Consider the following 15,242-nt stretch of genomic DNA (forward strand, 5'->3'; position numbering starts at 1 on the left):
CCGGCTTCGTCGTTTTGTCACGCAAGGAAACAAGGACATCTCCTCATGAACACCGAGTTCGATATCAACGCTGCCGGCGGCCTTGTGCCCATGGTGGTCGAGCAGAGCGCCCGCGGCGAGCGTGCCTACGACATCTACTCCCGGCTGTTGAAGGAGCGGGTGATCTTCCTGGTGGGGCCGGTCGAAGACTATATGGCCAACCTGCTGGTCGCCCAGCTGTTGTTCCTGGAGTCCGAGAACCCGGACAAGGACATCCACCTTTACATCAATTCGCCCGGCGGTTCGGTGACGGCGGGGATGTCCATCTACGACACCATGCAGTTCATCAAGCCTGACGTCTCGACCGTCTGTATCGGTCAGGCGGCGAGCATGGGAGCCCTGCTGCTGGCCGGTGGTGCCGCTGGCAAGCGCTATTGCCTGCCCAACTCGCGGATGATGATCCACCAGCCGCTGGGTGGCTATCAGGGGCAGGCCTCGGACATCGAGATTCACACCCGTGAAATTTTGGGCATCCGCGAGCGACTGAACCAGATCCTGGCGCACCACACCGGCCAGGATATCGAGACCATCGCCAAGGATACCGATCGCGACAACTTCATGAACGGCGCCCAGGCCGCGGAGTATGGCCTGATCGACGCAGTGCTGGATAAGCGCCCGGCATCCTGATAGCGTGATAGCTCGCGCGATGACTACGTGATTACCGGTGGCCCTTGGGGCCACCGCTGCCAGAGAGGTACGCGAATGGCCGACGGCAAAGGCAAGGACGACAACGGCAAGCTTCTGTATTGTTCGTTCTGTGGCAAGAACCAGAACGAAGTACGCAAGCTGATCGCCGGTCCGTCCGTTTATATCTGCGATGAGTGTGTCGATCTCTGCAACGACATCATTCGCGAAGAAGTTCTCGATGCCGATGCCGAGAGCGACGAGGAGCGTCTGCCCGTTCCGCGCGAAATTCGACACACCCTCGACGACTACGTGATCGGTCAGGACCGCGCCAAGACGGTGCTGTCGGTGGCCGTGTACAACCACTACAAGCGTCTGCGTCACAGTGGCAAGGATGAGGTCGAGCTCGGCAAGTCGAACATCCTGCTGATCGGGCCCACCGGTAGCGGCAAGACTCTGCTGGCGGAGACCCTGGCGCGGTTGCTCAATGTTCCCTTCACCATCGCCGATGCCACCACGCTGACCGAAGCGGGCTACGTCGGCGAGGATGTCGAGAACATCATCCAGAAGCTGCTGCAGAAGTGCGACTACGACGTGGACAAGGCCGAGCGTGGCATTGTCTACATCGACGAGATCGACAAGATCTCGCGCAAGTCGGACAATCCGTCGATCACCCGGGACGTTTCCGGCGAGGGCGTGCAGCAGGCGCTGTTGAAGCTGATCGAGGGCACCACGGCCTCGGTGCCTCCGCAAGGTGGTCGCAAGCATCCGCAGCAGGAATTTCTGCAGGTTGATACCGGCAATATCCTGTTTATCGTCGGCGGTGCCTTCGCCGGCCTCGACAAGGTTATCCGGGATCGTGCCGAGACCGGTGGCATTGGCTTCAATGCCGAGGTCAAGAGCAAGGATGAGACCAAGGGTGTCGGCGATCTGCTGCTGGACGTGGAACCCGAGGATCTGGTCAAGTTCGGCCTGATTCCCGAGTTCGTCGGACGTCTGCCGGTCATCGCAACCTTGACCGAGCTGACCGAAGACGCGCTGATTCAGATCCTGACCGAGCCGAAGAACTCGCTGGTCAAGCAGTACGCTCGGTTGTTCGACATGGAAGGCGTCGAGCTGGACTTCCGCGAGGATGCCCTGCGCGCGGTGGCCCACAAGGCAATGGCGCGCAAGACCGGCGCCCGTGGCCTACGTTCGATTCTCGAGTCGGTGCTGCTCGACACCATGTACGAGATTCCCTCTCTCGAGGGCGTCAGCAAGGTGGTTATCGACGCCTCTGTCATCGGTGGGGAGAGTGATCCCCTGCTGATCTACAGCCAGGCCAGCGACGCTGAGGAAGACACTCGCGTGGACGGCACCGACGGCTAGTCCGTCAGCGCTTCCCGCGACGCCGTCAAAAGGGGCCGCAGACGCGGCCCCTTTGTCTGCCGGAGCCTTCGATGGCGATTCGGCTAGGCGTTTCCCCTTGCAATGCCTCGGGGCTGCCCCCATCCCCTTAGGTTTCACCCGCTAAGTTTGAGGAACGTCTGCGATGCAGCAGAACGCCGAACAGACTATGAGTCTGCCCCTTTTGCCACTGCGTGACGTGGTGGTATACCCGCAGATGGTCATCCCCTTGTTTGTCGGCAGAGAGAAGTCGATTCAAGCGCTGGAAGCCGCCATGGCGGATGACAAGCGGGTCTTGCTGGTCGCCCAGCGTGAGGCGAGCAAGGATGATCCCGATGACGAAGATCTGTTCGCCATCGGCACGGTAGCCGAGATCATGCAGCTGCTGAAACTCCCGGACGGTACCGTCAAGGTGCTGATCGAGGGCGAGTCTCGCGCCGATATCGGTGAGATCTCGGTAGCCGAAGAGGGTTACTCCACGGCCCAGGTGATACTGCGTTCCAGCGAGCCCCTGAGCGAGCGTGAGCAGGAGTCGTTGGTGCGGGTGCTGCTCAACCAGTTCGAGCAGTACGTCAAGATGTCGAAGAAGGTGCCCAACGAGGTACTGAATTCGCTGTCCGGGATCGAGGATCCCAGCCGCCTGGTGGATACGATCTGCGCCCATCTGTCGCTGAAGATCGGCGACAAGCAGGAATTGCTCGAGATGGATCGCGTCCGCGATCGTATCGAGCACCTGATGGCGCTGATCGAAGCCGAGATCGACCTGCTGCAGGTAGAGAAGCGCATTCGCTCCAGGGTCAAGGACCAGATGGAGAAGTCCCAGCGCGAGTACTACCTCAACGAGCAGATGAAGGCCATCCAGAAGGAGATGGGCGAGCTCGAGAACGCGCCAAACGAGGCCGACAAGTACGAGCAGGCCATCAAGGACTCCGGGATGCCCAAGGAGGCCGCCGACAAGGCCAACCAGGAGCTCGGCAAGTTGCGCATGATGTCACCTTCCTCGGCGGAGGCGACGGTGGTGCGCTCTTACCTCGACTGGCTGGTGTCGGTACCGTGGAAGAAACGTACCCGGGTCAAGCACGATCTGATCAATGCCCAGAAGGTGCTCGACGAGGACCACTATGGACTGGATGAGGTCAAGGAACGCATCCTCGAGTACCTGGCCGTGCACAAGCGGGTCAAGAAGCTCAAGGGGCCGGTGCTGTGTCTGGTGGGGCCTCCCGGCGTCGGCAAGACCTCGCTGGGCAAGTCCATCGCCCGGGCGACCAATCGCAAGTACGTGCGTCTGGCCCTCGGCGGCGTGCGTGATGAATCGGAAATTCGTGGGCATCGTCGTACCTATATCGGCTCTCTGCCCGGAAAGCCGATCCAGCGCATGGCCAAGGCGGGGGTGAAGAACCCGTTGTTCCTGCTTGACGAGGTCGACAAGGTCGGCATGGATCATCGTGGAGATCCTGCGTCTGCGCTGCTTGAGGTGCTGGACCCCGAACAGAACAACACCTTCAGTGACCACTACCTGGAGCTGGACTACGATCTGTCGGAAACTCTGTTCATCTGTACCGCCAACTCGATGAATATTCCGGGGCCGCTGCTGGACCGCATGGAGGTGATACGCCTCCCGGGGTACACCGAGGATGAGAAGCTGGCCATCGCCACGCGCTATCTGGTGCCCAAGCAGCTGGCCGCCAATGGCTTCAAGGAAGATGAGCTGAGCTTTGGTGAGGATGCGCTGCTGGAGCTGATTCGCTACTACACCCGCGAAGCCGGCGTTCGCGAGCTCGAGCGGCAGATCGCCAAGGTCAGTCGCAAGGTGTTGCGTGAGCGGCTCGAGAAGGAAGGCAAGGAAGGTGCCCTGGGCTCGCAGACGCTGGCGGCCGAGGATATCGAAGCCTACGCTGGCGTGCGGCGTTACAGCTACGGTCTGGCCGACCAGCAGGACCAGGTCGGTCGTGTGACCGGACTCGCCTGGACCTCGGTGGGAGGTGAGTTGCTCAATATCGAGTCGGTGGTGACGCCTGGCAAGGGGCGTCTCAACAAGACCGGTTCACTGGGTGACGTCATGAAGGAGTCGGTGAGTGCCGCCCAGACGGTGGTGCGGGCCCGCGCCGAGGCCCTGGGGATCGATCCCGAGCGGTTCGAGAAGGAAGACCTGCATATCCACGTGCCGGAGGGAGCCACCCCCAAGGACGGCCCCAGCGCGGGTATCGCCATGGTGACCGCCATGGTCTCGGCATTCTGCAACCGTCCTGTGCGTTGCGACGTCGCGATGACCGGTGAAGTCAACCTGAGAGGCGAAGTCATGCCGATCGGTGGGCTCAAGGAGAAATTGCTGGCGGCCAGGCGCGGTGGTATAAAGACGGTGCTAATACCCGAGGAGAACCGTCGCGATCTCAAGGAGGTCCCTGAAAATATCAAGGATGCTCTGACGATCCATCCGGTTCGCTGGATTGATGAAGTGCTCGAGCTCGCTCTGTCACAAAAGGTGGATCAAAAAACCGACGATTCACTGTCGACAGAGTCGTCTGCGACACACTCAATGGTCAGCACACACTAGTGACGTTTTTTCCATGATCTTGGGTGTAGAATGCCGAGTTCATGCGGATTGGCAAGGAAGGTTGCTTGACAGGTCTTTTGCAGCATTGCTATAAATTATCGCCATGCTGCGATCGAGCCTGTCGGCAAGAAGTATCGCCGTTTCGAATTTTTTTCTGTAATAGTCAAGGGGTGAAGTGTGAACAAGTCCGAGCTGATTGATGCCATTGCCGCGTCTGCCGATATTCCGAAGGCCGCCGCTTCTCGCGCGCTGGATGCTATGGTGGAATCCGTGACCGAGAGCCTGAAGCAGGGCGACAGCGTTTCACTGGTTGGCTTTGGTACCTTCTCCGTCAAGGAGCGCGCTGCACGTACCGGCCGCAACCCGCAGACCGGTCAGCCGATCGAAATCAGTGCCGCCAAGGTGCCGAGCTTCAAGGCCGGCAAGGCTCTGAAGGATTCCGTCAACTAAGACGCGTGGTCTCGGCGGCACGTCGAGCATCGTCACGTTGACACGAGTCTGGCGGCCACCGCCTACGCCGGACTCGCCAAGGGCGCATCGCTATCGCGGTGCGCCTTTTTCATGAGTTTGGGGGAGGTCGCGCCAGGCCCTCGGGTGCGTATACTGGTGCGCGACGAATCCCCATCCTTTCGCAGAGGCATGCATGCTGCAGAGTATTCGCGACCGATCCCAGAGCTGGATCGCAAAGATCATCATTGGTGCCGTGATCGTCACCATGGCACTGTTTGGCGTGGAGTCGTTGATTGGTCTATTCGGACAATCCGGCGATGAGGTCGCCACGGTCAATGGTGAGCCCATCAATCGCCAGCAGGTCGAACTGAATGTCCAGCGCGCCATGCGCTCCAACCAGGTGCCAGCCGACCAGGAGCGCGCGCTTCGCGGCGAAGTGCTTGAAGGCTTGATCAGTGACCGCTTGATGATCGATTACGCCAAGAACGGCGGACTAGCGGTTTCGGACAATCAACTCGACCAGTTGATCGTCAGTCGCCCGGAGTTTCAGAATGCCGATGGCCAGTTCGACCAGGAGCTCTTCCGCAGCCGTCTTTCCAGTGTCGGCTATACGCCATTGTCCTTCCGCGAGCAGCTCAGTCGTGACGTCATGCGCGGGCACATTCAGCAAGGCCTGATCGCCAGCGACTTCACCTTGCCAGGTGAACGCGAGCGGCTTGCCGAGTTGCAGCGCCAGACGCGTAGTTTCCGCTACCACCGGCTGACCGAGGCGGACCTCGAAGCGCCTGTCGAGGTGTCTCAGGCGGAAATGACAGCCTACTACAACGAGCATCAGCAGGAATTCCTGCGGCCGGAGCAGGTCAAGCTCGGTTACATCGTGCTCGATCAGGAGGCCATGGCCGCCGATATCGAGGTGAGCGAGGAGGACCTGCGCGAAGCCTGGGAAGCCCAGGCGGAGAACGCCGATCGTCAGATATCACACATCATGGTGACCTTCGGCGACGAGCGCAGCAGAGACGAGGCCGAGGCCCGTATCGAAGCCATCAAGGCGCGACTGGCCGATGGCGACGCTTTCGACGATCTGGCGGCCGAGTTCTCCGATGACACATCCACCAGCGACGACGGTGGCGATCTTGGGGTGATCACCCGGGGTATCTTCGGCGAGGCCTTTGAAGAGGCCGCCTTTGCCCTCGACGAGGGCCAGGTCTCCGAGGCGGTCGAGACCGACAACGGACTGCACCTGATCAAGGTGACCGAGATCGATCGTGCGGACTTTGCCTCCGAGCGTGACCGTCTGCGTGATCAACTTGCTCAGGCACAGGTGCGCGACGCCTTCAATGACAAGGCCCAGCAGTTGATCGACGAGAGCTTCGCTGCAGACGATCTTCAGAGTGTGGCTGACGACCTTGGACTCGAGCGTCAGACCAGTGATTGGGTCGGTCGTGAAGGCGCTGAAGGCGTACTGGCCGAACCTGGCGTGATGGACCAGGCCTTCAGCGATGAGGTGCTTGGAGAGGGGTTCAACAGCGAGGTCATCGAGCTGGATGGCTCGCGGCGTCTGGTGCTGCGGGTGCTCGATCACCGCGACGCGGCGACGCTCCCGCTGGAGCAGGTGAAGGACCAGGTCGAAGCGGCGGTGCGTCAAGCCAAGACCCGCGACGCCTTGATCGAGCTTGCCGAAGAGCGAGTGTCGCAGCTGCAGGGGGGCCAGTCTCTGGACATCGATTGGCAGCGTGCTGACAACATCAGCCGTCAGGATGCGCCCAGCGTACCCGATGCAGTGCTGACCACCGCGTTCAAGCTGCCGCATCCTGAAGAGGGCCAGGTGGTTTACGGCCGGGCGGTCGATGGCGCCGATGTCAGTCTTATTGCCCTGGAGAGCATTGGCCAGGGTGAGGGTAACCAGCAGATGGAGCAGTTTGTCGCCAGCATGGCCGAGCGGCTGCGTGCCCAGGCGGTGCTGGATGGCCTGTTGACCCATCTACGCGATACCGGCGAGATCGAGCGTTACTAGCCAACTCGTCTAGCCAGCGCGGAGAGGGGCCGCACGCGTGTCGCGGTCCCCCTGCTGTCGAAAAGGAGCGCCATCTGGCGCTCCTTTTCGTTGGCGCCGGCCTGTGAAGTCCTGTTGGAACGATTGTTGGAGCGATGTTTCGGGTATTGCGTGCCTGCTCGATGGTTCTTTTTATACCGTTATCTTGCGTTCTAGTGAAGCGCATACGGCGTTCAGGGTATAGCGTCGCACAAGGCCTCTGCATAGGCTGTTTATATTTATACCGTTATCTTGTTTGGTCGTCATCTGCTGCCAATCTTCTAGCCGGAGCCAAGAACCGTCATGCAACCACTGGCCAGCATCCCCACCCATGTCATCACCGGATTTCTCGGCAGCGGCAAGAGCCAGTTGATCCGCCATTGGATCGATCGCAAACCCGTTGGTGAGCGGTGGGCAATCCTGATCAATGAGTTTGGTCAGGTGGGCATCGACCAAGCGATAGTCGGGGAGCGCGACGACGTTACCGTGCAGGGGGTGCCAGGAGGGTGTCTCTGTTGTCAGGTGGCGACGGTCTTCCGCTCGGTGCTGGTGCAGTTGCTGCGCCGCGAACGGCCAGATCGACTGCTGATCGAGCCCTCCGGGCTCGGCCACCCGGCCGGCCTGCTGGAGGTGCTTGGGGGCGGCGATCTTGCCCAGGTACTGGGCCTCCGCCAGGTCATCACTGTGCTCGATGCACGCCGTCTCGATGATCCCAGAGTCACGAACCACTCCACCTTTATCGATCAGCTGGCGGTGGCCGACGGCTGGGTGCTGTCCATGCAGGACCTGCTCGAGGACGAGCATCGCCAAGGGGTCGAGCGATGGCGCCAGGAGAGTGGCTTGGCACCATCCTGGATGGTGGAAAGCGGCGCGAAAGGGTTGCCGATCAGCCATCTGCTCGACTCCCCGGCGCGAGGCCGTCAGAACGCCCGTAGCGATGCTCAGAGTCTGCTGCTGCGTCGGCCTTCGCTGCATGCCGAGGCGATCGATTCATCGCCAGGCACGCCAGAGGCCCCGGCGCCCATCGCCGGTGGTGCAGCAAGACAGAACGGACACGGTCTGGGTTATCGCTCCGCAAGCTGGCATTGGCACCGCGAGGAGTGTTTCGATCTCGCAGCGCTGGAGCAGTGGTGGAAGCAACTGCCATCTGGCGTGCGGGTGAAAGGGGTCATGCGAACCGGCCGGGGCTGGCGTACCTTCCCGCTTCCGTCCGTTCCCGGCAAAGAGGCTCAGGCGTCCTGGCGCAAGGATTCGCGGTTCGAGATGATCTGGCCTGAGGATATGGAACTCGATATCGATGGCCTGGAGCGGGCGCTCGAGCAGTGTCGACGTCGGCCGTCAGGTGAGGCGGGGCCGGACGCCTGAGCGTCCGGCGTGTCATCGACGCTCGAAGGCCCGGGGCGGGCAGGGCGTCGATAAAGGGTGGGTCAGAAGGAAAAGCGGTTGAGTGATGGGGCCTCGCCGTCTTCGATGCGCACCTCCCAGCCCTGATTGTGGGCCCAGTCGCCGACCACGATACGTTGCGCCGACACGGGATCGCCCTGAGGGCCGGCAAGGCTCAAGTCATGCACGGCGGGACGATGGGTATGACCGTGAATCAGCCTGCGAACCCCGTGGGCCTGCATCACGTCGACGACTTCCTCGGGGGTGACGTCCATGATGTCAGCGGCTTTGGTGCTGTTGGCCTCGCCGGACTGCTGACGCAGCTGGCTGGCCAAGGCCAGACGCTCCGGGATCGGCATGGCAAGGACTCCTGCCTGCCACTGCGGGTCACGGGCCTTGGCGCGAAACGCCATGTAGGCTTCATCGCTGGTGCAGAGGCTGTCTCCGTGCATCACCAGGGTAGGCTCACCGCCAAGGTCAAGTCGTTGTGGTTCGTCGAGCAGGGTGGCGCCAGCCCGCTGGGCGAAGCTTTCGCCCAGCAGGAAGTCGCGGTTGCCGTGCATCAGGAAAAGTCGCATGCCGGCGTCGCTGGCGGCCTTGAGGCGTTCGGCCACCTGGCAGGCCAGTGCCGCGTGGCCAGACGGATCCGCGGCGCCGAGGTCCATCAGGTCATCGCCGATCCAGGCGTCGAAGATGTCACCGATCAGGTAAAGATCGGTGCCTTCGGCGGTGTTGCGCTCGAGGTAGTCGAAGAATCCCTGGGTGATCTGCGGCGCCTCGGGATGCAGGTGCAGGTCAGCGATCAACAGAGTGGTCATGGTGTTCATGGTCTCCTGAACGCAGCACGTCCGCAGTGCGGGCGTGCTCGGTGGAAAGGCAGGAGGATCAGGCGTCGTCCTTGACGTAGGCGCGCTGGATGATCACGTCCTCGGCAGGCACGTCGGCGTGCATGCCGCGTCGGGTGGTGGCCACGTCCTTGATCCGGTTGACCACGTCCATGCCGTCGACCACACGACCGAAGACACAGTAGCCCCAGCCCTGCATGTTCTTGCCGGTATGATTGAGGAAGTCGTTGTCGGCCACATTGATGAAGAACTGGGCGGTGGCGGAGTGAGGGTCCTGGGTCCGCGCCATGGCCAGGGTGCCGGTGGCGTTCTTGAGGCCGTTGTCCGCTTCGTTCTCGATGGGGTCACGCGTGGGCTTCTGCTCGAAGTTGCTGTCGAAGCCGCCGCCCTGGACCATGAAGCCGTCGATCACGCGATGGAAAAGGGTGCCATCGTAGAAGCCATCGCGGACGTACTGCTCGAAGTTGGCCGCGGTCTTTGGCGCCTCTTCATGGTTGAGTTCGATCGAGATGTCGCCAAAATTGGTCTGCAGAATGATCATGGAGTGGTCCTGTAGCGTTTACAGCGCCTCTTGGCGCCTTTCTCGTTCTCGGCCCGGCTTGGCGCCGGGCCCTGGCGTGACGCTATAATAGCCGTTTTGCTTCGCAGCGCGAAGCCGGGGGCGGATCTGTGCCCTTCAAAGCCCTTACTTCACCAGAGGTTGATTCATCAACATGACCACCGAGACCAGCAACGCGCCGAATTTCATTCGCAATCAGATTCGCGAGGAAATCGAGGCCGGACGGTCACAGAAGATCGTGACGCGATTCCCCCCCGAGCCGAATGGCTTCTTGCACATCGGGCACGCCAAGTCGATCTGTCTCAACTTCGGACTCGCGGAGCAGTTCGGTGGTGACTGCCATCTTCGCTTCGATGACACCAACCCCGCCAAGGAAGAGCAGGCCTACATCGACGCCATCAAGGAAGACGTGCACTGGCTGGGCTTCCAGTGGGCGGGCGACATTCGTTTCGCCTCCGACTACTTCGACCAGCTCTACGCCTGGGCGCAGCATCTGGTGAAGGAAGGCAAGGCCTATGTCGATGATCTGTCTCCGGACGAGATTCGAGAATACCGCGGCACCCTGACCGAAGCCGGTCGCCCCAGTCCCTACCGCGACCGCAGCGCAGAGGAGAACCTCGATCTGCTCGAGCGCATGCGCCAGGGGGAATTTGCCGAAGGCGAAAAGGTGCTGCGCGCGAAGATCGACATGGCTTCGCCCAACATCAACCTGCGCGACCCGATCCTGTATCGCATTCGGCATGCCAGCCACCACCAGACCGGCGACAAGTGGAAGATCTATCCGTCCTACGACTTCACCCACGGGCAGTCTGACGCCATCGAAGGGATTACCCACTCGGTCTGCACTCTGGAGTTCGAGGACCACAGGCCGCTCTACGAATGGTTTCTGGAGCAGCTGCCGGTGCCGGCCAAGCCCCGGCAGATCGAGTTTGCGCGCCTGAATCTGAACTATACCCTGACCTCCAAGCGCAAGCTCAAGCTGCTGGTCGACAACGGCATCGTCGATGGCTGGGATGATCCGCGCATGCCTACCATCTCCGGGATGCGTCGGCGCGGTTATACACCGGCGTCGATTCGCAAGTTCTGCGAGATGATCGGTGTGACCCGGGCCGACGGCGGTCTGGTGGACATCGCCATGCTGACCCATGCCATCCGCTCCGACCTCGAGGACAATGCACCTCGTGCCATGTGCGTGCTGAAGCCACTCAAGGTGGTGTTGACCAATGTCGACGCCGACCACGAAGAAGTCTACGAGGTGGCGGGACACCCGGCCCGTGACGACATGCCGGTGCGCCGTATCCCCTTTACCCGAGAGCTGTGGATCGACCGCGACGATTTCATGGAAGAGCCGCCGAAGAAGTTCTTCCGTCTGGCCCCGGGCAAGGAAGTTCGCCTGCGCAACAGCTACGTGATCCGTTGCGACGAGGTGATCAAGGACGAGGCGGGCGAGATCCAGGAGCTGCGCTGCAGTGTGGACTTCGACACCCTGGGCAAGAACCCGGAAGGGCGCAAGGTGAAAGGGGTCATCCACTGGGTCAGTGCCAGCCACGGGGTGCCGATCGAGGTGCGGCTCTACGACAATCTGTTCCTGGTCGAGCAGCCGGACAAGGACAAGGACGCCGATTTCCTCGAGCACCTGAACCCCGAGTCGCTGGTGACCGTCCAGGGTGTCGGCGAGCCGAGCCTGGCTGATGCCGGCAACGAGGATCGCTATCAGTTCGAGCGCGTCGGCTACTTCTGTGCCGACCGCTACGCCAGCCGCCCCGATCACCTGGTGTTCAATCGCACGGTCGGTCTCAAGGACACCTGGGCCAAGATGCAGAAGAAGGGCTGACATGCAGATCTACAACACGCTGAGCCGCACCAAGGAAGAGTTCACGCCCATCGAGCCGGGCAAGGTACGCATGTACGTCTGTGGCATGACGGTGTATGACTTCTGCCACCTGGGACATGCCCGGGTCATGGTCGCCTTCGACGTCATCAGCCGCTATCTGCGCCATCGTGGCTATGACGTCACCTACGTGCGCAACATCACCGATATCGACGACAAGATCCTGCGTCGCGCCGAAGAGAACGGCGAGAGCATCGGTGAACTGACCGAGCGCATGATCGACGCCATGCACGAGGATGAAGGTCGGCTGTTTGTCCAGCGTCCGGACCAGGAGCCCAGGGCCACCGGCCACGTGGCCGAGATCATCGCCATGATCGAGGTGCTGATCGACAAGGGCTTTGCCTACGCGCCGGGTAACGGCGATGTCTACTATCGCGTGCGCAAGTTCGAAGGCTACGGCAAGCTCAATAATCGTAACCTCGACGATATGCGCTCCGGCGCCCGCGTCGAGGTCGACGAGCACAAGGAAGATCCGCTGGACTTCGTGCTGTGGAAGGGCGCCAAGCCGGGTGAGGCCAGCTGGGCCTCTCCCTGGGGCGAGGGGCGTCCGGGTTGGCATATCGAATGTTCGGCAATGTCCACCTGCTGCCTGGGCAACACCTTCGACATCCACGGTGGAGGTCCGGACCTGACCTTTCCGCACCACGAGAACGAGATCGCCCAGAGCGAGGCGGCCACAGGCGAGCGTTACGTCAATACCTGGATGCACGCCGGAGCGGTGCGGGTCGACAGCGAAAAGATGTCGAAGTCCCTGGGCAACTTCTTCACCATTCGCGAGGTGCTGGAGCACCACGATCCAGAGGTGGTGCGGTATCTGCTGGTGGCAAGCCACTATCGCAGTGCCATCAACTACGCCCCGGAGGCGCTTGGCGAGGCACGCAAGTCACTCGAGCGCTTCTACACCGCGCTTGACGGTGTCGCGCTGCCGGCGGAAATCGAAGTAGGGCCGGGCGACTACGCCGCCCGCTTCAGCGCCGCCATGGACGACGACTTCAACACGCCGGAGGCCCTGTCGGTGCTGTTCGAACTGGTACGCGAGCTCAATCGTGCGCGCAAGGAAGGCAGCGATGACGTTCCGGCCCTGGCGCTCGAGCTCAAGCGTCTGGGCGGCATCCTGGGCTTGTTGACCCAGGAGCCGGCCGCCTTCCTCAAGGGTGGTTCGGTAGCGCTGTCCGAAGACGAGATCAATGCGCGTATCGCGGCGCGGGCGGAGGCCAAGAAGGCCAGGCAGTTCGCCGAAGCGGACCGCATCCGCGACGAGCTCGCCGCCCTGGGGATCGTGCTCAAGGACTCCCGCGAAGGTACCACCTGGGTGGTCGACAAGGGCTGAGCTCAGCCCGCAGTCGCCTGTCGCTTGTGCACCGCACGGGGCGGCAGGGGGACCTGTCGGGGCCAGTCGTCGCCGACCACGAAGATGCGTCGTCCGCATGCCGCGGGCGGCGCATTTTTCGTGTCCGGGGTGGTAGGCTCATCGGCATCCTGGCCAAGGACCCATGAGCCATCCAGCGGCGGGTCCAGGGCCTCTCGCTCGAAGCGCAGGGGGTCCTCGGTCAGCATCACCTGAACCGGTGTCGCATAGGTGGCGAAATGGGCCGCCAGCGCCCGTGTCAGGTCGTCACGGCTGCTCCAGTGTCGCGGTTGTGGCGGGGCCAGCCAATGGGGTTTCGCCAGGCAGGTACCGAAGCGCATGTTCTCGAACTGTCGGCACAGGGCCGACCAGTCGCGCCAGTGACACCAGAGCCCCTGTAGCGCCGAATCCGGCACGCCGCGGGGTAGCGCCATGGGACAGTGCCAGGGTTGAAACAACACCCCGGGCATCGCCAGGTGGGCCTCGATTCCGTGTTGCAGTGACGCCAGGGGAGCCCCTTTGATCGTGTTGGCGGGGCTGTCATTCAGGCCCAGACGCAAAAGCTCTCGGGCGCGCTGGCTCTGCAGCAGGGGCAGTTGATGATGCAACAGATGGCTGACCTTCAGCGCCAGGCTGTCCAGCCCCCCGGGGCCTATCCAGCGACAGGTATCGCCCGAGTCCCCCGGACCGCAGGGGAGGCCGAGAAAGAACTTGATCGCCACTTCCAGGTGTTGAAGGCGCCCATCGGCGTTGCGGTAGAGCAGGTCCAGTTCGCCCAGGGTCCGCTTTTCTTCTCGAATAGGCACATTGTGAGCCAGCAACTCGGTAGCCGGTGCCGTAGAGAGCAAAAATTGCCAAAGAAACTCGTGATATTGTCCAAGCCGGGTGGTGGCGGTGCGCCCCACCATCGCCTCAAGTGCGCTCGGGTCGGCGTCGATGGCCGCCAGATAGGCGTGTCGGTGCTCCGGCTCGCCCAGCCCGAGCTGGGTCAGACTCGGACGCCCGGGCCAGTCGGTGTCGATCAGGTCGGGAGCCGTCATCAGCCATGCCAGATCACGCACCATGGGATGGTTGGGTACTGCGCCGAGCTGGACGGCGGTGGTTGCGCCTTGGCATGAGGTCATGATGGACTCACGTTGGTGAAACGTTCAGCAGGCTTGGCCTTGCCTCCTTATACTCAGCATACACACACAAGGAATTGGGTGAGATATATGAAACGTCCCCTGGTGTTAGCCGTGATGGTCGCCTCTGCCCTGGCGGGGCAGGTTCAAGCACAGGACCCGCTGGTGGTGTCCTCCAAGATCGATACCGAGGGCTCCGTGCTGGGTCAGATGATCCTGCAGCGCCTGGAAGCGGCAGGGCTCGAGGTCGAGGATCGGCTTCAGCTTGGCGGCACCAGCATCGTGCGCGAGGCCTTGATCAACGGCGAGATCGATATCTATCCGGAATACACCGGCAACGGTGCCTTCTTCCACGACATGACCGACAGCCCGGTGTGGCATGACGCGGACAAGGCCTATGAAACGGTGAAGAGCAAGGACGCCGAGCAGGGGCTGGTATGGCTCGAGCCGGCCTCGGCCAACAATACCTACGCCATCAGCGTGCGCGGAGATGTCGCCCGTGACAACGGGCTCGAGACCCTGGAAGACATGGCTGACTTCATCAACCAGGGGGGCGAATACAAGCTCGCGGCCAGTACCGATTTCGTCGAGTCCGCCTTTGCCTTGCCGGCGTTCGAGGAGGCTTACGGCTTCTCTCTGGACGATGACGACCTGCTGGTACTCTCCGGGGGCAACACCGCCGCGACCATGCGCGCCGCGGCCCAGCAGACCAGCGGCGTGAATTCTGCGATGACCTACGGCACCGATGGTGGCCTGCAGGCGCTGGACCTCACCGTGATGACCGACACCAAGGGTGTTCAGCCGGTCTATCAGCCGGCTCCCGTCGTGCGCAAGGAGGTGCTCGAGGCTCACCCCGAGATCGAAGAGGCTCTGGCGCCGGTGTTCCAGTCGCTGGATCTGGAGACCCTGCAGCGTCTCAACGGTGACGTGGCGGTGAACGGTCTGGACCCGGCGAAGGTGGCCGCCGACTACCTGTCGACTCTCGAGGACTGAGCCATCGGTCTCTTGAG

At 62.0% G+C, this 15,242-nt stretch carries 12 protein-coding genes; 9 read left to right on the top strand and 3 right to left on the bottom strand.

Features of this window, described 5'->3' with window-relative positions:
* Nucleotides 1–45 precede the first annotated feature (45 nt).
* The 6 genes from clpP (at nucleotide 46) to KUV74_RS15205 (ending at nucleotide 8,450) form a co-directional block, all read left to right on the top strand.
* The gene (clpP, locus tag KUV74_RS15180; RefSeq protein ID WP_045993752.1) at nucleotides 46–666 is read left to right on the top strand and encodes an ATP-dependent Clp endopeptidase proteolytic subunit ClpP; all 621 of its coding nucleotides are present in this window, start codon (nucleotides 46–48) and stop codon (nucleotides 664–666) included.
* 75 nt (nucleotides 667–741) lie between these two features.
* The gene (gene clpX / locus KUV74_RS15185; RefSeq protein WP_045993751.1) at nucleotides 742–2,031 is read left to right on the top strand and encodes an ATP-dependent Clp protease ATP-binding subunit ClpX; all 1,290 of its coding nucleotides are present in this window, start codon (nucleotides 742–744) and stop codon (nucleotides 2,029–2,031) included.
* A 163-nt stretch (nucleotides 2,032–2,194) separates the two neighbouring features.
* A complete protein-coding gene (gene lon, locus KUV74_RS15190; protein WP_045993750.1) occupies nucleotides 2,195–4,603 on the top strand; it encodes an endopeptidase La in 2,409 nt (802 codons plus the stop codon).
* 177 nt (nucleotides 4,604–4,780) lie between these two features.
* A complete protein-coding gene (gene hupB, locus KUV74_RS15195; protein ID WP_045993749.1) occupies nucleotides 4,781–5,053 on the top strand; it encodes a nucleoid-associated protein HU-beta in 273 nt (90 codons plus the stop codon).
* A gap of 193 nt (nucleotides 5,054–5,246) precedes the next feature.
* Nucleotides 5,247–7,067 carry a SurA N-terminal domain-containing protein gene (locus KUV74_RS15200; protein ID WP_045993748.1) on the top strand — a complete coding sequence of 607 codons (1,821 nt, stop codon included), beginning with the start codon at nucleotides 5,247–5,249 and terminating at the stop codon, nucleotides 7,065–7,067.
* 321 nt (nucleotides 7,068–7,388) lie between these two features.
* Nucleotides 7,389–8,450, top strand: a complete 1,062-nt coding sequence (locus KUV74_RS15205; protein WP_222516764.1) for a CobW family GTP-binding protein — start codon at nucleotides 7,389–7,391, stop codon at nucleotides 8,448–8,450.
* Between the two features lie 62 nt (nucleotides 8,451–8,512).
* Here the strand turns inward: KUV74_RS15205 and KUV74_RS15210 are convergent, their stop codons facing one another.
* Nucleotides 8,513–9,295: a UDP-2,3-diacylglucosamine diphosphatase gene (locus tag KUV74_RS15210; protein ID WP_315900826.1), complete on the bottom strand. Its 783-nt coding sequence runs from the start codon at nucleotides 9,293–9,295 to the stop codon at nucleotides 8,513–8,515.
* Between the two features lie 58 nt (nucleotides 9,296–9,353).
* Nucleotides 9,354–9,854, bottom strand: a complete 501-nt coding sequence (locus tag KUV74_RS15215; protein ID WP_045993746.1) for a peptidylprolyl isomerase — start codon at nucleotides 9,852–9,854, stop codon at nucleotides 9,354–9,356.
* A gap of 172 nt (nucleotides 9,855–10,026) precedes the next feature.
* Here KUV74_RS15215 and KUV74_RS15220 point away from each other — a divergent pair, with 172 nt between their 5' ends.
* Nucleotides 10,027–11,706: a glutamine--tRNA ligase/YqeY domain fusion protein gene (locus KUV74_RS15220; protein WP_222516765.1), complete on the top strand. Its 1,680-nt coding sequence runs from the start codon at nucleotides 10,027–10,029 to the stop codon at nucleotides 11,704–11,706.
* Between the two features lies 1 nt (nucleotide 11,707).
* Entirely contained in the window at nucleotides 11,708–13,093 is a 1,386-nt protein-coding gene (gene cysS / locus KUV74_RS15225) for a cysteine--tRNA ligase (RefSeq protein ID WP_108133375.1), read from the top strand.
* A gap of 2 nt (nucleotides 13,094–13,095) precedes the next feature.
* On the opposite strand, the gene KUV74_RS15230 is transcribed toward cysS, so the two are convergent.
* On the bottom strand, nucleotides 13,096–14,235 hold the full coding sequence (locus KUV74_RS15230; RefSeq protein ID WP_222516766.1) for a DUF1853 family protein: 1,140 nt from the start codon (nucleotides 14,233–14,235) through the stop codon (nucleotides 13,096–13,098).
* Nucleotides 14,236–14,322: 87 nt separating this feature from the next.
* Here KUV74_RS15230 and KUV74_RS15235 point away from each other — a divergent pair, with 87 nt between their 5' ends.
* The gene (locus KUV74_RS15235) at nucleotides 14,323–15,225 is read left to right on the top strand and encodes an ABC transporter substrate-binding protein (protein ID WP_045993742.1); all 903 of its coding nucleotides are present in this window, start codon (nucleotides 14,323–14,325) and stop codon (nucleotides 15,223–15,225) included.
* The last annotated feature ends 17 nt before the right edge of the window (nucleotides 15,226–15,242 follow it).

It is taken from the genome of Halomonas sp. DP1Y21-3, from assembly GCF_019801245.1.
GTDB lineage: Bacteria > Pseudomonadota > Gammaproteobacteria > Pseudomonadales > Halomonadaceae > Halomonas > Halomonas litopenaei.